This window comes from Bradyrhizobium sp. Mp27 (assembly GCF_029953005.1).
Lineage (GTDB): Bacteria > Pseudomonadota > Alphaproteobacteria > Rhizobiales > Xanthobacteraceae > Bradyrhizobium > Bradyrhizobium barranii.
Window position 1 is genome coordinate 13,672 of sequence record NZ_JASAUS010000031.1, and the last position, 19,248, is coordinate 32,919.

The following is a 19,248-nucleotide window of genomic DNA, read 5'->3' on the forward strand; positions in this document are numbered from 1 at the left end:
TGGGTTCGCCCCGGCCGGCGGCCGCGGGAGTTGGTGAAATGCGAAGGTTGCGGAACCGGTTCATCAGAAGCCCTCGCGTAGCCATCGTCCGACCTTTCCAAAATAACCGCCCGTCCCTGTCTTGACCTGCTGCCGCGTATGCCGCGGTTCGACATGCTCGTGGTGAACATATTGCGGGTAGACGAGGAGCCCGGCCGGCACCGCGAAGGCGGCGTTCTTCGCCTCGTTGGGCAGCCGGCCGAAACCGAGCGGACGTCCGACCCGCACGGGCCGGCCGAGAATCTGCGTGCCGAGTTCGACGAGGCCGGTGAGCTGCGAGGCGCCGCCGGAGAGCACGACGCGGCCATTGCGCTCTGAGGCGAAGGGCGAATCCTTCAGCTTGTCCCGAACCATTTCGAAGACTTCCTCGGCACGGTGCTTGACGATGTTGGCGATGGTGGCGCGGGAGACGATCTGCGGCAGATCCTGCTCGTCACCGGCTGTCGGTACAGACATCAGCTCACGCGAGTCCGATCCGCCGGTGATGACGGTCCCATATAACGTCTTGATTCGCTCGGCATCGGCAATGGTCGCGGAGAGTCCACGCGCGAGATCCATCGTGATGTGTTGCCCGCCGACCGCAAAGCCCGCCGCATGCACGAAGCGGCCGCCGGAATAGACCGCGATGGTGGTGGTGCCCGCGCCCATCTCGACGACGGCGGCGCCGAGATCGGCCTCGTCGTCGGTCAGCACCGACAGGCCGGCCACATAAGGGCTCGCCGCCATGGCTTCGACATTGATGTGGCAGCGCTCCACCGCCAGCATCAGGTTACGGGCAACGGTGGCCTCGCAGGTGACGACGTTCATGTCGACGCCGAACTGATGCGCGACCATGCCGCGCGGATCGCGGATGCCCTTGACGCCGTCGAGCGTGTAGCCGACCGGCAGCGCGTGCAGCACGGTGCGGCCCTCGCCGGTGGCGTGACGCATGCCGGTCGAGGTGACGCGGCTGACATCGGCCGGCGTCACCGCGCCGCCGCGGATGTCGGCGGCAGCTTCGACCAGCTGGCCGGAGAGCCGGCCGCCGGAGACCGACAGCAGCACGGACTCGACCCGCACCTTGGCCATCTTCTCCGCCAGCCCGACGGCCTGGCGTACCGCCTGCTCGCATTCGGCAAGATCGATCACCGCGCCGGCCTTCATGCCGCGCGACTGGATCTGGCTGTAACCGATCAGCTCCACCGCGTGGGTACGGTCGCGCAGGGCTTCGCTCGGCGCCGACGGCCTCAGCCGCGCAATCATGCAGGCGATCTTGCTGGTGCCGATATCGAGGCAGGCGACGATGCCGCCGCGCTTGTGCGGCATCGGGCGCGTCTTCGGGGTCTGGGTGCGATCAAGACCGGTCATGCGGCGTCCCCGGCCTTCTTTTTCTTCTTGTCCTTGAACAGGTCTTCGCGCGCCTTGGCGGCGTCGTCGGACAGCTGCACCACCAGGCGATCGGGCAGGCGCATGTCGACGGCGACGATGTCGCGGGAGAACAGCTTGTCCTCCTTGTCGAGCCTGGACAGCGTCGCGAGGGCGTTGCCGACGTCCTGCTCGGGCAGACGGATGTCGAGGCCATCCTTGAGCCTCAGGTTCCAGCGCCGCTCGCCGACATAGATCGCGGCCTTGGTCACCGAATTGATCTGCGGATAGCGCGCCAGCAGCGCCAGGAAATCGCGCGCCTGGGTGTCGGCGCCCTTGCCGACCACGAGCGGCAGCGACAGGAACCGGCGCGAGACGTAAGGCTCGAGCACGGCGCCGTCATCGGCGATGACGGAGAGCCGGCCGGCCTCCTGCCACAGCGCGAAGGCCTGGCGCTCGGTGATGTCGATCATGAGCCGGCCCGGATAGAGCTTCAGCACGGTCGCATCCGCAATCCAGGGATTGGCCTTGAGCTTGTCGCGCACGACGTCGGCGTCGAGGAACAGCAGCGAGGAGCGGCCGCTGACCCCGCCGACCGCGAGGATCTCGTCCTGGGTGAGCTGCTTGCGGCCGTTGATCACGACGGAGGTGATGCGGAAGCCCGCGGAATTGGCCAGCGCGTTGCGGGTGTCGCTGACCGCGGCGATGAAATCCTGGAGGTGGCCGCCCCTGACGATGCCGAAGCCGCAGCTTCCGGCCAGCAGCAGAACGGTCATGGTGATCCCGATCCGGCGCGGCGCGTAGCGCTCGACCAGCGCGACCACGCGCGGCGGCGGCTCGCGCTCGACGACGGGCTTGGCTTTGGCCTTGGACCTGATCTTGTTCTGGGCGGCAGCGCGCTTCTGGTCGCGCTTGTCCTGCACCCACTCGCGCAGAAGCACGACCGCTCCGATAGCGGCCGCCTTCAGGTCAGCTTGGGGCCTCAGCGATCTCAGAAACGACCGGGTGAGGCTTCCTGCACCATCCATTGCACGAGCTCGTCAACAGTTAGCCCGCGACATCGCGCGGGTCCTGGCGAACATGACGTCTCGGACTTGCCGGGCCGGGTGCTGGTCTTCAGAAGAAGAAAACCTCTCCCCTTCAAAGCGTTCGCTGGAGGTGACATCACCCGCAACAGCCCACGCGCCGGCAGCCAAAGCGTCATATGCGCCGCCAGCGTTAACCTTCGGACGTCCTGGTAAACAAAAGGTAAACTTCGTTAACGCGGGATGCGTTTTGCCCAGGCATGTGAGGCATTTATGCCGCGATGTCCGGCATTTTACCGGTTTTGGGTTCCAAAACCGGGCATTTCGGCCGTTCGGCCGTTAACCAGTCCTAATTATTTTCTGACGCCCCGCCCGGCGAGCTCGACCAGGCCGCGCAGGAAGTCGACGAACTCGATGCCTTCGGCTTTCAGCGCCTTGGGGTAGAGCGAGGACTTGGTCAACCCGGGCAGCGTGTTGGTCTCAAGATAGATCAGGCCCCTGTCGGAGACGATGAAGTCCGAACGGGAATAGCCGGTGCAGGACATGGCGCGATGCGCCAGCATCGCCTGCTCCTTCAGCGCAGCGGTGATCTCGGGCGCAAAACGGCCGGGGCAGATCTCCTGGGTCGACTTCAGGAGATACTTTGCGGCGTAGTCGAAATTGCCCTCGCCCGGAATGATTTCGATCGGCGGCAGCGAGATGATCGAGCCGTCGGGGCGCTCCAGCACGCCGCAGGTTGCCTCGACGCCGGCGATGTAGGGCTCGATCACGTACTCCTCGTGCTTCGCGGCATTGCGGACCGCGACGAGATCCTGCTTCGCATTGACGAAGATCAGGCCGTAGCTCGAGCCGTCGCGCGCGGGCTTGGCGATCAGCCGGCCGTATTCGGCGAAGGCCTCGTCGATCTCGTCGAGCGCAACGTTGGCCGGCGGCGCCACGCCGCCGAGCGCGGCGAAATGCTTGGCCGCGATCTTGTCGAAGGCGAGATGCGAGGAGGCCGAGCCCGATCCGGTGAAGGGCACGCCGCGCGCCTCGCACATCACCTGCAATTCGCCGTTCTCCGCGCGCCCGCCATGCAGGCCGAGCACCAGCACGCGGCCCTCTGCCTTGGCCTGATCGAGCGCCTGCCCCAGCGGAATGCCTGATGTGCCGGGCTTGAACTCGTCCTCGAACGGACGGGCGTGTTCGAGCAGTTGCTTCGACTGCACGACATGCACCTTGTCCTCGACGTCCCACCACCAGAGATCGGCCTCGGGCAGCGCCTGATGTAGCGCCTGGGCTGAGGCGACCGAAACCAGACGCTCCCGGTTGGAGCCGCCGAAGAGGATGGTGATGCGCATGTTCTCTCGTCGCCTGTCCAGGTTAGCCGGGAATTCCAATCCGCTTGATTTCCCAATGTAGCTCAATTCCGGAATTCGCCTTCACACGTTCGCGCACCGTCTCGCCCAGCGTCTCGATGTCGTGCGCGGTGGCATCGCCCGTGTTGATCAGGAAATTGCAGTGCATCTCCGAGACCTGCGCGCCGCCGACGCGCAGGCCGCGGCACCCGGCGGCGTCGACCAGCTTCCAGGCAGAATGGCCGGGCGGGTTCTTGAAGGTCGAGCCGCCGGTCTTTTCGCGGATCGGCTGCGCGGTCTCGCGGTGGGTCTGCACCTCCGCCATCCGCGCACGGATCGCATCAGTATCCTTGATCTCGCCGCGAAAGCGCGCGGAGGTGAAGATGATGGAGGGATCGACGCCGCTGTTGCGGTAGACGAACTTCATGTCGGCGTTGGAGAACACGTGCTTGCTGCCGTCCCTCGCAACGCCGGTCGCCTCGATCAATACGTCCTTGGTCTCGCCGCCATTGGCGCCCGCATTCATGCGCAGCGCACCGCCGATGGTGCCGGGAATGCCGAAATAGAATTCGAGCCCGCCGATATTGGCGGAGGCCGCCACTTCCGCCACGCGCTTGTCGAGCGCGGCAGTTCCAGCGGTGACGACATCGCTGCTCGCGCTCGCCTCGCCAAAGGCGCGCGGCGCCAGCCGAATCACCACGCCCGCAATGCCACCGTCGCGCACGATCAGGTTGGAGCCGACGCCGACGACATAGACGGGAATGTCGGACGCAAGATGCGCGAGGAAGTAAGCGAGATCGTCCTCATCCGCCGGCGTGAACAGCACCTGCGCGGGACCACCGACGCGAAACCAGGTGAGCTCGGCGAGCGACTGGTTGGCCAGCATCCGGCCGCGCAGCTCCGGCATCGCGGCTTTGAGATCGGGCGTGATGTCGGGAAAGCTCATTGGACGTACGGAAGGTTTGGAAACCAGACACCACGATGAAGCATCGTGCCCATGTTTGGAACAACATGGTCTTGATCAAGTTCATCAATGCTTCGCACGTCCGTCCAGCTCTCGATCATCGGCTCTTCTATCGGTCGTCCCTTCAGAACCTGCCTTGCTTCGGCTAGAAGACACATCGCATCTTGCCAATCCCGAGCGGTGATACCGAAGCCACCGGGAACATCTCTTAGCTGCAGCCAGAGTACTCTCATCCGAGCGCCTTCAACTGGTCCGGCAGCGCATACGCCCATTGCGTGATGTTGCCGGCGCCAAGGCACACGACGAGATCGCCCGACTTCGCGAGTCCCTTGACGATCCCCGCGAGCTCCGGCGCACCCGGCAGCGGCACCACCTCGCGATGGCCATGGGCGCGCAGGCCAGCGACGAAGTGATCGCGGTCGATGCCGTCGATCGGTGCCTCGCCGGCAGCATAGACATCGGCGACAACAACCGCATCCGCATCGTTGAAGCAGGTGCAGAATTCCTCGAACAGCGATTGCAGGCGGGTGTAGCGATGCGGCTGCACCACGGCGACGATCTTGCCGTTGGTGGATTCCCGCGCCGCCTTCAGCACTGCCGCAATCTCGACGGGGTGATGACCGTAATCGTCTATCACCGTGACGCCGTTCCACTCGCCGGTCTTGGTGAAGCGGCGCTTGACGCCGCCGAAACCTGCGATCGCCTTGCGGATCGCCTCGTCCGACACGCCGAGCTCGCGCGCGACCGCGATCGCGGCCGTCGCGTTGGAAGCGTTGTGGCGGCCCGGCATCGGCAGCATGAGATCGGCGATCTCGTGCACGGCGCCGGTCTTGCGATCGCGGAACGCGACCTTGAACTTGGAGCCACCGCCCATCGGGGTGAGGTCAAGCAACCGCACATCGGCCTGCGGATTCTCGCCATAGGTGATGATTCGGCGATCCTCGATCTTGCCGACGAGGCTCTGCACGACGGGATGGTCGATGCACATCACGGCAAAACCGTAGAACGGCAGGTTCTCGACGAAATGCCGGAACGCGTTCTGCACCGCCTCGAAGGTCTTGAAGTGATCGAGATGCTCGGGGTCGACATTGGTGACGATCGCGACATCGGTCGGCAACTTCAGGAACGTGCCGTCGCTCTCGTCCGCCTCGACCACCATCCAGTCGCCGGCGCCGAGGCGCGCATTGGAGCCATAGGCATTGATGATGCCGCCGTTGATCACGGTGGGATCGAGGCCGCCGGTATCGAGCAGCGTTGCGACCATCGTGGTCGTGGTGGTCTTGCCGTGGGTCCCGGCGATGGCGACGCAGCTCTTCAGCCGCATCAACTCCGCCAGCATCTCGGCGCGGCGCACCACGGGAATGCGCCGTTCGCGCGCCGCCATCAATTCCGGATTGTCGCGCTTGATCGCGGTGGACACGACGACGACCGCAGCGCCGTCGACATTCTCGGCCTTGTGGCCGACCGAGACCTTTGCACCCGCCTTGCGCAGACGGTCGAGATTGTAATTGTCGGAGGCGTCCGAGCCCTGCACGACATAGCCGAGATTGACCAGCACCTCGGCGATCCCGCTCATGCCAATCCCGCCGATCCCGACGAAGTGGATGGGTCCGATCTCGCGCGGCAGTCTCATGCTCTGTTCCCTGACCTTGCCGCCGGAAAGGCGGCATCTGAACGGCCAAATCAGCCGCGCCGTTGTTACTGGATGCCCCGCTTTGGAAGGCCAAGACAAGGGCTTTTTCGCGTCAGATTCCCGCGACTTTGACCACCAGATCGGCCAACCGTTCGGCCGCATCGAGCCGCCCTGCCCCCTTCGCGGCTGCGGCCATGGAGGCAAGACGCGTGGGCTCGGCGGCGAAGGCGGAGATCTCGGCGGCGAGCCGGTCGGAGGTGAACTCGGTCTGCGGGATACGGATCGCGCCGTCGACCTCGGCCAGCACGCCGGCATTGGCGAACTGGTCCTGGTCGATCGAGCCGGGCAGTGGCACCAGGATCGAGGGCCGTCCGATCGCGGCGAGCTCGGCGACCGTGCCGGCGCCTGAGCGCGACACCACCAGATGGTTGGAGGCGAGCCGCGCCGGCAGATCGGTGAAGAACGGCGCGAGCTCGGCATTGATCTTGAGCTTGTCGTAGACCGCGCGCACGCGCGCCATGTCCTCGTCGCGGACCTGCTGGGTGAGGACGAGCCGGCTCCACAGTGCGGGCTCGAGCCGCTCGATCGCACCCGGGACGATGTCGGCCATGATGCGCGCGCCCTGGCTGCCGCCGACGACGAGCAGGCGCAGCGGTCCGTTCGCTTCGGGCGCGACATAGGGCACGGCAGCTGCGGCGAGGATCGCCGGACGCATCGGCGTGCCCACGGTCGTGGTCTTGCCAGCCAGCGCCGGATCGCGGTCGAGCACGCCGGGCAGCGACGTCGCGATGGCGCGGACACGGCTCGACAGGAACCGGTTGGCGCGGCCGAGCACCGCATTGGCGTCGTGGATGATGCTGGGCACGCCCGCAAACTTTGCAGCGACCAGCGGCGGCAGCGTCGGGTAGCCGCCGAAGCCGACGACGGCAACGGGCTTCAATCGCCTGATCAGGCCGTAGGCGGACAGCGTGCCGGCGGCGAGCGTCAGGCCGGCATAGGCGAGCTGCAATGGATTGCGGCCACGCGCGGTCTCGCTCGAGACGACGTCGATCATGTCCTTGCTGAACAGCCCGCTATAGCGCAGCGCCCGCTCGTCCGTGACGAGGCGGACGCGAAAGCCGCGCCGGATCAGCTCGACACCGAGCGCTTCGGCCGGAAACAGATGGCCGCCAGTGCCGCCCGCGGCGAGAAGAATCAGGGGGGAGTTGTCCATGGGTGCCCCTTTTACAGGCCCTCCGCCGTCATTGCGAGCCGGCTACACCGCGCTCGTGCCCCGGGCGCAGCGCAGTACGCCGCACTTCGCGGCGTGGTGCGCTGCTGAACCGGGGCCCATTGGTGCGGCATTCTGGGTCCCGGCTCTGCGCTCCGCTCCGCTACGCTTGTCCGGGGCACGAGAGGGTCACGCGTAACTGCGCATCGCCTCAGCGTGACCGCTTGCCTCGACTTCGGTGCGCGGGCGCAGCCGCGTCAGCGCCAGCATCATGCCGACGCCATAGGCCAGCGACACGATCGAGGAGCCACCATAGGAGATGAAGGGCAGCGTCATGCCCTTGGCGGGGATGAGCTGGAGGTTGACCGACATGTTGATCGCGGCCTGCACGCCGAACAGGATCGCAAGGCCGGACGCCGCAAAGCGCGAGAACATGTCCTCATTGGCGTAGGCGCGCGACAGCGTGCGGATCACGACGAAAGCGAACAGCGCCAGCATCGCAAGGCACAGGATGATGCCGAACTCCTCGGCGGCAACCGCAAACACGAAGTCGGTGTGACTGTCCGGCAGGCTGCGCTTGGCGATGCCCTCGCCCGGCCCGAGCCCGAACCATCCGCCGTTGTAGAAGGCTTCCATGGCGGTATCGACCTGGAAGGTGTCGCCGGAAGCCGGGTTCATGAAGCGCTTGATGCGGCCGGCGACGTGCGGAACGAACAGATAAGCGCTGAACAGACCGGCCGCGGCGGCGCCCGCCAGGCCGAACACCCAGATCATGCGCATGCCCGCGATGAAGAACAGCGAGCCCCACACCATCAGGACCAGCATGGTCTGGCCGAAATCGGGCTCCATCACCAGCAGCGAGACCAGCATCAAGAGCAGCACCAGCGCCATCGAGGTCGCCGGCATCTCGGGTCGCCTGGTCGATTCCGCGAACAGCCAGGCGGCGATGACCACGAACGACGGCTTTGCGATTTCGGAGGCTTGGATATTGACGCCGAGCAGCGTGATCCAGCGCCGCGATCCCTTCACTTCGGGGCCGATCGCGAGCGTCAGCACGATCAGGATGATGCTGGCCGCGAAGATGATCAGGGCCGAGCGGCGGATCGCGCGCGGCGACAGGAAGGACACCCCGAGCAGCACCAGGCAGGACGGCGCCAGGAACATCACGTGCCGGCTGAAGAAGTGGAAGGGATCGAGCCCGATTCGGGTCGCAACCGGCGGGCTCGCCGCCAGCGACAGGATCACCCCGGTGAGCATCAGCGCCAGAATGGCACCCATCAGCGGCTTGTCGACGGTCCACCACCACTCGGAAAAGGGGGTGCGTTCTTCACGGGAGAGCATGGGCGGCCGCTTTCGGACAGAGGTCGGTCCATTGGTCGCCGAGGTTGGTTACCGGGGGGTTAAGGAGATCGATAACTTTGGAGAGAGCGCACAACGCGACCACAAATGGTGGTCATGCCCCGGCTTGACCGGGGCATCCAGTACGCCGCAGCCCCTCGGCTCAAGCACGGCCTCTGGGATACTGGGTCGCCCGGTCAAGCCGGGCGACGACAGCGGAGATAGGAGAAACAGCGCCCCTCACACCACCGGTTTCACGCCCGGCAGTGCCTGCACCAGCTCGCGGAACCTGGTGCCGCGGATCTCGAAGTTGCGGTACTGGTCGAAGGACGCGCAGGCCGGTGACAGCAGCACCACCGCATCCGCGAGGCCCGAGGCTTCGGCATCGCGCGCGGCGTGCTCGACGGCGACGTCCAGCGTCTGGCTGATCTCGTGCGCCACCTGCGTGCCCAGCGTTCCCGAAAACTCCTGCGCGGCCTCGCCGATCAGATAGGCCCTGCGGATACGCGGGAAGAAGCCGGTCAAGCTGGTGATGCCGCCCGCCTTCGGCTTGCCGCCGGCGATCCAGAAGATGTCCGAAAAGGACGACAGCGCATGCGCAGTCGCGTCCGCGTTGGTGCCCTTGGAGTCGTTGACGAACAGCACGTTACCGCGGCGGCCGACCTGCTCCATGCGATGCGCGAGGCCCGGAAAGCTGCGCAGGCCGTTCTGCAGCACATCGAGGCTGATGCCCATCGCGAGCGCGGCGGCGGCGGCGCAGGCCGCGTTCTGCGCGTTGTGCTGGCCGCGGAGCGAGCCGATGCCGCCGAGCTTTGCGACCTCGCTCCTGGCACCGCCCGCGGTGCGCACGATGGTGCCGTGCTCGACATGGATACCGGAGGCCAGCGGGTTCTTGACGGAGATCCGCACCACGTTCTTGCCGGCGCGGTCGAGCCGGTCGGCGATGTCGCGGCAGAAGCCATCGTCGACGCCGACGATCGCGGTGCCGCCCGCCTGCACGCCGGCGACAAGGCGTTCCTTCACCGCAGCGTAATGCGCGAGCGTGCCGTGACGGTCGATGTGGTCCTCGCTGACATTGAGCAGGATGCCGACGGAAGGATCAAGCGAGGGCGTGAGGTCGATCTGGTAGGACGACATCTCGATGACGTGGACGCGGCCCGTACGCGGCGGCTCCAGCGACAGGATCGCGGTGCCGATATTGCCGCCCATCTGGGTGTCGTAGCCGGCGACCTTTGTGAGATGCGCAATCAGCGCCGTCGTGGTCGATTTGCCGTTGGTGCCGGTGATCGCGACGAACGGCGCATTGGGCGCGTGCCGCCGCCGCTCGCGGCAGAACAGCTCGATATCGCCGATCACCTCGCAGCCGGCCTCGCGCGCCTTCAGCACGCTCCAGTGCGGCACCGGATGCGTCAGCGGCACGCCGGGCGCGAGCACCAGCGCCGCGAAATTCGCCCAGGAGACATTGCGCAAATCGGCGGTAATGAAACCCGCTTGCGCAGCCTTGGCGACGTTCTCGGCATTGTCGTCGGCGGCAATCACATCGGCGCCGCCCGCTTTCAACGCGTGACAGGACGCAAGCCCCGAACCGCCGAGGCCGAACACCGCGACCGTCTTGCCGGCGAAGGATGTGACCGGGATCATCGCAAAACCGTCAACGCAGCTTCAGGGTGGAGAGGCCGGCGAGCGCCAGCATCACCGAGATGATCCAGAACCGGATCACGATCTGCGGCTCGGTCCAGCCGAGCTGCTCGAAATGGTGATGGATCGGCGCCATCCGGAAGATGCGTTTTCCCGTGAGCTTGAAGGACACCACCTGCACGATGACGGAAACCGCCTCCAGCACGAACAGGCCGCCGATCACCGCGAGCACGATCTCGTGCTTCACCGCGACCGCGATGGCGCCGAGCATGCCGCCGAGCGCGAGCGAGCCGGTGTCGCCCATGAAGATCGAGGCCGGCGGCGCGTTGAACCAGAGGAACCCGAGACCGGCGCCCAGCAGTGCGCCGCAGAGCACCGCGAGCTCGCCGGTGCCGGCGACATATTTGATCTGGAGATAGTCGGCGAACACCGCGTTGCCGGCGAGATAGGCGATCATCGCAAAGCTCGCGGTCGCAATCATCACGGGAACGATGGCGAGGCCGTCGAGGCCGTCGGTGAGGTTCACCGCATTACCGGCGCCGACGATGACGAAAGCGCCGAACACGACGAAGAACCAGCCGAAATGCAGCACCGTGTCCTTGAGGAAGGGAATCGTCAGCGCGGTCGACGCGGGATCGCGGTTCAACCGCACCAGCGCATAGCAGGCGACCAGCGCAATGGCGGCCTCGATCAGCAGGCGCAGCTTGCTGCCGAAGCCCGTCGTGGTCTGCTTGGTCACCTTGAGGTAATCGTCATAGAAGCCGACGAAGCCGAAGCCGAGCGTCACCGCCAGCACGATCCAGACATAGGGGTTGAGCGGATTGGCCCACAGCACCGTGCCGACCGTGAGGCCGGACAGGATCATCAGCCCGCCCATGGTGGGCGTGCCTTTCTTGGCGAGATGCGATTGCGGGCCGTCGGTCCGGATCGGCTGGCCCTTGCCCTGACGGATGCGCAGATGGTCGATGATCCAGGGCCCGAACAGGAACACGAACAGCGCGCCGGTGACGACGGCGCCGCCGGTGCGGAAGGTGATGTAGCGGAAGACGTTCAGGAAGGTGCGAACGGCACCGAAGCCGGGAAATGTGTTGGAGAGCTCGATCAGCCAGTAAAACATTCAGACGGTCCTATGGCGCCTTTGCACGCGGCCCTGGTGTTGGCCTTGACTTGCCGGCCTTGACTTGCCTCACGCGCATTCGCGGGTCTTCTTCATGGGTCGGGCGACCTCTGGGAAAACGGACGGCTTCGCGCCGCAAAGGGTGGGATTCGGGAACTGCGCCTTCCAAGCAGTTTACGCCTTTGCCTGCAAGGCGGCCACTAGGCCCGGCACAAACTTGTTGACCCAGAACATCTTCTTGCTGCCCTTGACAACCACGACATCGCCTGCCCTCAGCAGATTTGCGACCTCGCCCGGCTTCAGCGTGGCGGGGTCGTCGTGCCAGCCCAGGCCCTTGCCCGCCGGCAACACGTCGTAGAGATGGCGCATCAAAGGACCGACGCAGTAGACACCGTCGATGCCGTCGAGATGCTTGGCGAGGGCCGTGTGGTAGCTTGGTGCGTCATCGCCCAGTTCCAGCATGTCGCCGAGCACCGCAACGCGGCGGCCGCCGGTCACGTTGCGCGCCTGGAGGCTTTGCAGTGCAGCAGCCACGCTGGCCGGATTGCCGTTGAAACTGTCGTCGATCACGGTGACGCCGCCGATCGCCTGCTCGACGCCGCGGCCGGTCATGATGCCGACCCGGTCGAGCTTGATTGCGAGCGTCGCCGCATCGAGGTTCGCGGCGCGGATCGAGGCGAGCGCCGCGAGCGCGTTCTGCACGCGGTGCGGTGCGCCCGGCGTCAGGCTGAAGGCGATCTCCTTCTTGCCGAGCGCGGCCACGACCTGCCAGCTCTCGCCATGCGGCGCGTGCGCGACCTCGTGCACCTCGGCTTTCTCGCCGAAGCGTACGACCTTGCCCTTCCAGTCCGGCGCCTTGATTCCGGCAGGCAGAACCAGCACGCCATCTTCGGGCAGGCCGAGCGCGATCGACACCTTCTCGCGCCTGATGGCTTCGAGCGAGCCGAGCTTTTCCAGATGCACCGGCTGAACGTTGACGACAAGCGCGACGGTCGGCCGCGTGAGCTCGCTGAGCCGCGCGATCTCGCCGGTCTGGTTCATGCCCATCTCGACGACCCAGAGGCTGGCGTCAGGCCTCGCATTGCACAGCGTCAGCGGCACGCCCCAGAAATTGTTGAAGCTCGACGGGCTGGCATAGGCGCCGGGATAGGCCGCAAGGAATTCCTTCGTGCTGGTCTTGCCCGCGCTGCCGGTGAGCCCGATCACCGGTCCGTTGAAGCGGGCCCGTGCGGCGCGTGCGAGGCCCCAGAGACCGTCGATCAGCGTGTCCTTGACGACGATCTGGGGAATGCGGATGCCGGCGATCTCGTGCGGCACGATCATCGCGACAGCGCCCGATACTTCGGCCTTGTCGGCGAACTCCCAGCCGTCACGCGCGCTGGCGAAGGCCGAGATGAAGCCGCCGCTCGGCGTGCCGCTGAGCGCGACGAACAGGCTGCCCGGCTTCACCAGGCGGCTGTCCTGGGTGACGAACTCGATCGGCGTGTCCGGAAATGATCCCGCAGCGCCCAGCGCACGCGCCACTTCGGCAACCGTCCATATTGGCGCGCTCATGCATCCCTCGACGCTAATGCGGCGGCGACCGCCTCGTGATCACTGAAGGGCAGCACCTCGCCGCCGACGATCTGCCCGGTCTCGTGGCCCTTGCCGGCGACGAGCAGCGCATCGCCGTCTTCCAACTCCTCGATCGCGGTGCGGATCGCCGCCGCGCGGTCGCCGATTTCGCGGGCACCTTTTGCCGTCGCGAGGATTTCGGCGCGGATGGCTTCCGGCTTCTCGCTGCGTGGATTGTCGTCGGTGATGATGACGCGGTCGGCGTTCTCGGCCGCGATCTCGCCCATGATCGGCCGCTTGCCGGCATCGCGATCGCCGCCGGCGCCGAACACGACGACCAGCCTTCGCTTCGCGTAAGGACGCAGCGCCTGCAGCGCCTTCGCCAGCGCATCGGGCTTGTGCGCATAGTCCACGAAGATCGGCGCACCATTGCGCTCGCCAACGCGTTCGAGACGTCCCTTGGCACCTTCGAGATGTTCGAGGCTCGCGAACACATTGGCGGCGTCACTGCCGGTGCCGATCGCGAGACCGGCCGACACCAGCGCGTTCTCGATCTGGAATTCGCCGACCAGCGGCAACCGGATCGCATGGCGCTTGCCGCGATGTTCGACGGCAAGGACTTGCGAAAAACCTTCGACCACGGCCGCGGCGAGACGAATGCCCTCGCCTGCCCCATCACCGTTGCGGCCGACCGCCATCACGCGCAAACCGTGCGACCTGGCAGCATTGATTGCTTCCGCCGAGCAATCATGGTCGGCGGAGATCACCGCCGCGCCGTCCGCCGGGACCAGCTCGCGGAACAGGCGGAGTTTTGCCGCGAGATAATGCGCGACGGTTGGATGGTAATCCATGTGGTCGCGCGAGAGATTGGTGAAGCCGCCGGCGGAGACACGGACGCCGTCGAGGCGGTACTGGTCGAGCCCGTGCGAGGACGCCTCGAAGGCGAGATGCGTGACGCCCTCGCGCGCGATCTCATCGAGCTGCCGGTGCAGCGCGATCGGATCCGGCGTCGTCAGTGAACCGTAGACGGTGCGCTTGGGCGAGACGAGACCGATGGTGCCGATGCTGGCGGAGGCATGCCCCAGCCGCTCCCAGATCTGGCGCGTGAACGCGGCGACCGAGGTCTTGCCGCTGGTGCCGGTCACCGCCGCGATGGTCGCGGGCTGTGCGGGGAAGAATTTGGCCGCGGCCAGCGCCAGCGCGCGGCGCGGATTGGCCACCGTGACGAACGGCACCTTGCTGGCCGCCGGCGCATGGTCGCCGACGATCGCCACCGCGCCTGCGGCAATCGCGGCATCGATGAAGCGCGCGCCGTCGGTCTTGCTGCCCGCGAGCGCGAAGAAGAGATCGCCTGACTTGACCACACGGCTGTCGAGCGCAACGCCAGTCACATCGAGCGCCGCGACAGCGGGCTCGATTGCGGCATCATTGCCCAAAACGTCCTGACCTATGAGGTCGCGCAGCTTCATGGTCTTCCAGTCGACATGCCGTGCCGGAAAGCCGAATCTTCGGAAAAAACCCGACTCAGCCAAGGCAAAGGCCACCCCAGTTGATTACTGGGTTGTCCTGGATGCTGCAAGAATAAGGCGCTCGGACGGCGGCAAATCGAACCGCGGCTCGACGCCCAGAAGCGGCGCGATCCGCTCGATCACCTTGCCGCCGGTCGGCACCGCATTCCAGCCCGAGGTGATGAAACCATGCGTTTCAGGCAGCGCCTGCGGCTCGTCCAGCATCACCAGGATCTGATATTTCGGATCGTCGCACGGCATGACCGCCGTGAACGAGTTGAGCACGCGTTTCTTGGCATAGCGGCCGTTGATGACCTTCTCGGACGTGCCGGTCTTGCCGCCGACGTAGTAGCCCTTGACGTCCGCCTGTCGCGCCGAGCCGGTCTCGGCATTGAGCCGCATCAGGAACCGCATCTTGTCGCTGGTCTCCTGCTTGATGACGCGCTTGGCCATCGCGGCCGCTTCCTCTGGGCTGCGCTTCATGAAGGTCGGTGGAATCAGATAGCCGCCGTTCACCAGCGCGTTGATGCCCATCACCGCCTGGAGCGGCGCCACCGACAGGCCCTGGCCGAACGCGATGGTGACCGTGTTCAGCTCGCCCCAGCGCCGCGGCACCAGCGGCGCCGCGCTCTCCGGCAGCTCGGTGCGCAGCCGCGTCAACTGGCCCATCTTGGAGAGGAACGCCTTGTGCGCCTCGACGCCCTGGCCGAGCGCGATCCGCGCAGCGCCGATGTTGGACGAGAAGGTGAAGACTTCCTTGGTGTTGATGAAACGTCCGAGCGGATGGCTGTCGTGGATGGTGAACTTGCCGTAGTGCAGGTTTCCGCGCGCATCCCACGACGAGTTCAGATTGATCTTTCCGGAGTCGAGCGCCATCGCCAGCGTGAACGCCTTGAAGGTCGAGCCCATCTCGTAGACGCCGGTGGTCAGGCGATTGATACGGTCAGGATCGTGCGCTTCCTTCGGAATGTTGGGATCGAAGTCAGGCAGCGAGACCATCGCCACGATCTCGCCGGTCTTGACGTTGGAGACGATGCCGGAGGCCGCCTTGGTGTGGTACTTCTCCTTGGCCTTCAAGAGCTCGTCGCGCAGCGCGTGCTCGACGCGCAGGTCGATCGAGAGCTCGATCGGCTTTTGCAGCCGGTCGGTGGCAAAGCCAGCGCGGTGGAGATCGGCGAGCCCTTGATTGTCGAGCCACTTCTCCATGCCGGCGATGCCCTGGTTGTCGATGTTGACCAGACCGATGAGGTGGGCGACCTCGTTGCCGGTCGGATAGACGCGCTTGTTCTCGCGCAGGAAGCCGATGCCGGGAATGCCGAGCTTGTGGATGTCCTGCTGCTGCTTCGCCGTGACCTCGCGCTTCAGCCAGACGAAGCCCTTGCGCGTCTTCAAGCGCTCGCGCACCTCGGCCTCGTCGAGGTCGGGCACCGTGGCCGTCAGCAACTCGATCGCCTCGTCCTTGTCGATGATGCGGCGCGGCTCGCCGAACAGGCTCGCCGCCTTGACGTCGGTTGCGAGGATCGCACCGTTGCGGTCGACGATGTCGGGCCGTGCAGTCGCGACCACCTCTTGCGCGGCAGCACGGCGCGCGCTGTGGGCGTCGGCGCCGATCGCGAACATCACGAGCCGGCCGCCGATCAGGACGTAGACCGAGGTAAAGGCGAGCATCGCGAGGCCAACGCGCGCGCGCGCCTTCGCGGCGCGGTCAACGTTGCGCCCGTAGAGGAGGCTGCGGATCAACCGCTGCCGCCAGGGCTCGGGCGGCTTTTGCGTTGGCTTGGCCGGGGTCACAGCGCTCATTGCTTGTCCTCGGGCTGAGGCACGGAGCCCGTCACCGTATCCGGATCGCTCGCGGCTTCGATGGTGTTGAGCATGGCCCCGATCGGATCCGGCTCGCCCGGCCTGAACATCCGCGGCGGACGCTCCGGCAGGTTCTTCAGCGAGTCATATTGCGTGCCGTTGACCGGCTTGAGCGGCAGATGCCGGTCGGACAGGCCCTGCAGACGCAAGGGCGCATCGAGCTTGGCCCATTCGGAGCGCAGCGCCGCGATCGCATCGCGCTGCTCGCGGATCTCCGCATGCAGCCGCAGCACCTTTTCGGTCCGCGCCGTGGAGTCCATCTTGATCCGGTAGACATAGGCCGCCGCGAAGATCAGCGCGCCGATGACGAGGAGGTGGATGAAGCGCATGCGCTAGCCACCCCTCATCACGTCGGCGAGCTTTGGCCAGGACGAGGTCTCGCCGTCGTCGTGCGCGGGCGCGGACGTGCGCTCGGCGGCACGCAGTTTTGCGGAACGCGCGCGTGGATTATGGGCGACTTCCGCTTCGCCAGCGATCACCGGCCGGCGCGTCAGCAGCTGGAAGCTCGGCGAGACTTGCGCCACTTCCGGCAGATGCCGCGAGCCGCCGCCGGTCTTCGAACGCTCAGCGAGGAAGTTCTTGACGATGCGGTCTTCCAGCGAATGGAACGAGACCACCACGAGGCGGCCATCCGGCCTGAGCACGCGCTCGGCCGCAGCGAGCGCGGTCTGGAGTTCCTCGAGCTCTTCATTGACGAAGATGCGCAGGGCCTGGAACGTTCGCGTCGCCGGATGAATATCGCCGGGTTTCGAGCGCACGACCCGGCCGACGAGATCGGCGAGCGCGCGCGTTGTCGTGAACGGCGTCTCCTGCCGGTCGGCGACGATAGCGCGGGCGATGCGGCGCGACTGCCGCTCCTCACCAAAGAGATAGATGATGTCGGCGAGATCGCTTTCCGAGGCGCGCGCGACGATGTCGGCCGCCGTCGGCCCCGCCTGCCCCATCCGCATGTCGAGCGGACCGTCGAGACGGAAGGAGAAGCCGCGGCCGGCCTGGTCGAGCTGCATCGAGGAGACCCCGACATCCATCACGACGCCGTCGACGGCATCGACGCCTTGCGCCGCGCAGACCTCGGCGAGATTGGAGAAGCGATCCTCGACCAGTGTCAGCCGGCCCGCGGAGCGTTCGACGAGCTCAGCCCCGCCGGCGATCGCCGTGCGGTCGCGATCAATCGCAATCAGGCGGGTTCCCGGCACGTCGAGAATGGCGCGGCTGTAGCCGCCGGCGCCGAAGGTGGCGTCGACATAGATCCCGCCCGCGCGCGGCGCGAGATGATCGACCGCCTCACGGCCAAGAACGGGGATGTGCGGAACCGAACTCATGCGCCACACCCGCAGAGCGTCCATGCGAGATCTGGGACGAGCGAGTCCATAACGCCTCGAATAATTCCGCGTCGCGGCGGTTCCACGACCCAACCCTCGTCCAGCATGGTTACCGAGCCCGGTCATCCCGGGCCGCAAACCCAGTGTTCCCAGGGGAATTTGTCGGGCAGCCATGGGATTCCGAGCCAAAATACGCTTTGGCCGCCTCCGGACGCGGGTCGGCTCTTCAATCCTCAGTAACGGCCCTTAGCGTTAAGAAACCGTTGATCGGCTTGTTACAAGTCGAAAAGGTGACGCGTCGGTGATGCTCCATCCACACACATGCGCCAAAATGCATCCGTTAACCGCGCCGCGCGATTGCGCGCGGCGGAGGGTAAAGGAATAGTAAAGAGAAGGGCTTGGCCCACTCTCTGTCCGACTTTGAGCTGTCTATGTCGTCCGGTCCTTCCACGCCGTCTGGATCTGATTCGAAGCGTCACCGCGTTCTCCCGGTTCCCAAGGCCGCGGCGAACACGCGGACGTTCGAGCCGGATTCCTCGATCGTCTCCGACATCATCCCTTCGCCCAACCATGGCGACCGCAACAAGGGACGGCAGCCGGATATGATCGTGCTGCACTACACCGGCATGCCCGACGTCGAGGGCGCTCTGGCGCGGCTGTGCACGGCGGGCACCGAAGTGTCGGCGCACTACGTCGTGCTGGAGGACGGCCGCATCGTGCAATGCGTGCCCGAGGTCAAGCGCGCCTGGCATGCGGGCATCTCGTCCTGGGCCGGCGAGGACGACATCAACTCCTGCTCGATCGGCATCGAGATCATCAATCGCGGCCATGACTGGGGCTACCCGGAATATCCGCTACGCCAGATCGCCGCCGTGATCACGCTGTGCCGCGGCATCATGCTTCGCCGCAAGGTGGCCTCGCACCGGGTGCTCGGTCATTCCGACGTCGCACCCGCGCGCAAGAAGGATCCCGGCGAGAAATTTCCGTGGCATTCGCTGGCCAATTCCGGCGTCGGACACTGGGTGACGCCCGCGCCGGTCGTGCGCGGCGAGAGCCTGATGCTCGGCACCATCAGCGACGAGGTGCTGAGCCTGCAGCAGGCGCTCGCCCGATACGGCTACGGCGTGCCGCTGACCGGCAAATACGATGCCGCGACGATGGAAGTCGTCACCGCCTTCCAGCGCCATTTCCGCCCGGCGCGGCTCGATGGTGTCGCGGATCACTCGACGCTGTCGACCTTGCAGGCGTTGCTCGCGAGCCTGCCGGCGGATGCGACGGCCGTCGCGGCGAAGTAACGGCGCAAGCCACACACTCCGTCATTGCGAGCGCAGCGAAGCAATCCAGACTCCTCCGTGGAAA

15 protein-coding genes are annotated in these 19,248 nt (G+C 66.1%); 1 reads left to right on the top strand and 14 read right to left on the bottom strand.

The genetic code is table 11. From position 1 onward, the window contains the following. Window positions 1-63: 63 nt before the first annotated feature. The 14 genes from ftsA to rsmH form a co-directional block, all read right to left on the bottom strand. On the bottom strand, window positions 64-1,386 hold the full coding sequence (ftsA, locus tag QJT78_RS17915) for a cell division protein FtsA (RefSeq protein ID WP_028147625.1): 1,323 nt from the start codon (window positions 1,384-1,386) through the stop codon (window positions 64-66). Continuing rightward, window positions 1,383-2,411: a cell division protein FtsQ/DivIB gene (locus tag QJT78_RS17920; RefSeq protein ID WP_028147624.1), complete on the bottom strand. Its 1,029-nt coding sequence runs from the start codon at window positions 2,409-2,411 to the stop codon at window positions 1,383-1,385. The genes ftsA and QJT78_RS17920 overlap by 4 nt, the downstream gene beginning before the upstream one ends. A 350-nt stretch (window positions 2,412-2,761) precedes the next feature. Further along, window positions 2,762-3,748 carry a D-alanine--D-alanine ligase gene (locus QJT78_RS17925; RefSeq protein WP_038942420.1) on the bottom strand — a complete coding sequence of 329 codons (987 nt, stop codon included), beginning with the start codon at window positions 3,746-3,748 and terminating at the stop codon, window positions 2,762-2,764. 22 nt (window positions 3,749-3,770) lie between these two features. Continuing rightward, window positions 3,771-4,691: a UDP-N-acetylmuramate dehydrogenase gene (gene murB, locus QJT78_RS17930; RefSeq protein ID WP_028147622.1), complete on the bottom strand. Its 921-nt coding sequence runs from the start codon at window positions 4,689-4,691 to the stop codon at window positions 3,771-3,773. 247 nt (window positions 4,692-4,938) lie between these two features. Next, window positions 4,939-6,342 (bottom strand): UDP-N-acetylmuramate--L-alanine ligase, encoded by a 1,404-nt coding sequence (murC, locus tag QJT78_RS17935; RefSeq protein ID WP_038942421.1) that lies wholly within the window; start codon window positions 6,340-6,342, stop codon window positions 4,939-4,941. 112 nt (window positions 6,343-6,454) lie between these two features. Then, window positions 6,455-7,555 (bottom strand): undecaprenyldiphospho-muramoylpentapeptide beta-N-acetylglucosaminyltransferase, encoded by a 1,101-nt coding sequence (murG, locus tag QJT78_RS17940; protein ID WP_028147620.1) that lies wholly within the window; start codon window positions 7,553-7,555, stop codon window positions 6,455-6,457. Between the two features lie 186 nt (window positions 7,556-7,741). Then, window positions 7,742-8,893: a putative lipid II flippase FtsW gene (gene ftsW, locus QJT78_RS17945; protein ID WP_028147619.1), complete on the bottom strand. Its 1,152-nt coding sequence runs from the start codon at window positions 8,891-8,893 to the stop codon at window positions 7,742-7,744. Window positions 8,894-9,130: 237 nt separating this feature from the next. After that, a complete protein-coding gene (gene murD / locus QJT78_RS17950; RefSeq protein ID WP_028152588.1) occupies window positions 9,131-10,531 on the bottom strand; it encodes a UDP-N-acetylmuramoyl-L-alanine--D-glutamate ligase in 1,401 nt (466 codons plus the stop codon). Window positions 10,532-10,541: 10 nt separating this feature from the next. Continuing rightward, window positions 10,542-11,645, bottom strand: coding sequence for a phospho-N-acetylmuramoyl-pentapeptide-transferase (mraY, locus tag QJT78_RS17955; protein ID WP_014492955.1), 1,104 nt, complete (start codon window positions 11,643-11,645; stop codon window positions 10,542-10,544). Between the two features lie 174 nt (window positions 11,646-11,819). Beyond that, entirely contained in the window at window positions 11,820-13,199 is a 1,380-nt protein-coding gene (gene murF, locus QJT78_RS17960) for a UDP-N-acetylmuramoyl-tripeptide--D-alanyl-D-alanine ligase (RefSeq protein WP_028152587.1), read from the bottom strand. Further along, complete coding sequence (locus QJT78_RS17965; RefSeq protein WP_038942427.1) at window positions 13,196-14,668, bottom strand: UDP-N-acetylmuramoyl-L-alanyl-D-glutamate--2,6-diaminopimelate ligase; 1,473 nt, start codon at window positions 14,666-14,668, stop codon at window positions 13,196-13,198. The genes murF and QJT78_RS17965 overlap by 4 nt, the downstream gene beginning before the upstream one ends. Window positions 14,669-14,752: 84 nt before the next feature. Beyond that, window positions 14,753-16,507, bottom strand: a complete 1,755-nt coding sequence (locus QJT78_RS17970; protein WP_028152585.1) for a penicillin-binding protein 2 — start codon at window positions 16,505-16,507, stop codon at window positions 14,753-14,755. Next, window positions 16,504-16,896 carry a hypothetical protein gene (locus QJT78_RS17975; RefSeq protein ID WP_014492951.1) on the bottom strand — a complete coding sequence of 131 codons (393 nt, stop codon included), beginning with the start codon at window positions 16,894-16,896 and terminating at the stop codon, window positions 16,504-16,506. The genes QJT78_RS17970 and QJT78_RS17975 overlap by 4 nt, the downstream gene beginning before the upstream one ends. 3 nt (window positions 16,897-16,899) lie before the next feature. After that, complete coding sequence (rsmH, locus tag QJT78_RS17980; RefSeq protein WP_028152584.1) at window positions 16,900-17,889, bottom strand: 16S rRNA (cytosine(1402)-N(4))-methyltransferase RsmH; 990 nt, start codon at window positions 17,887-17,889, stop codon at window positions 16,900-16,902. A 431-nt stretch (window positions 17,890-18,320) separates the two neighbouring features. Here rsmH and QJT78_RS17985 point away from each other — a divergent pair, with 431 nt between their 5' ends. After that, a complete protein-coding gene (locus QJT78_RS17985) occupies window positions 18,321-19,184 on the top strand; it encodes an N-acetylmuramoyl-L-alanine amidase (RefSeq protein WP_028152583.1) in 864 nt (287 codons plus the stop codon). Window positions 19,185-19,248 lie beyond the last annotated feature (64 nt).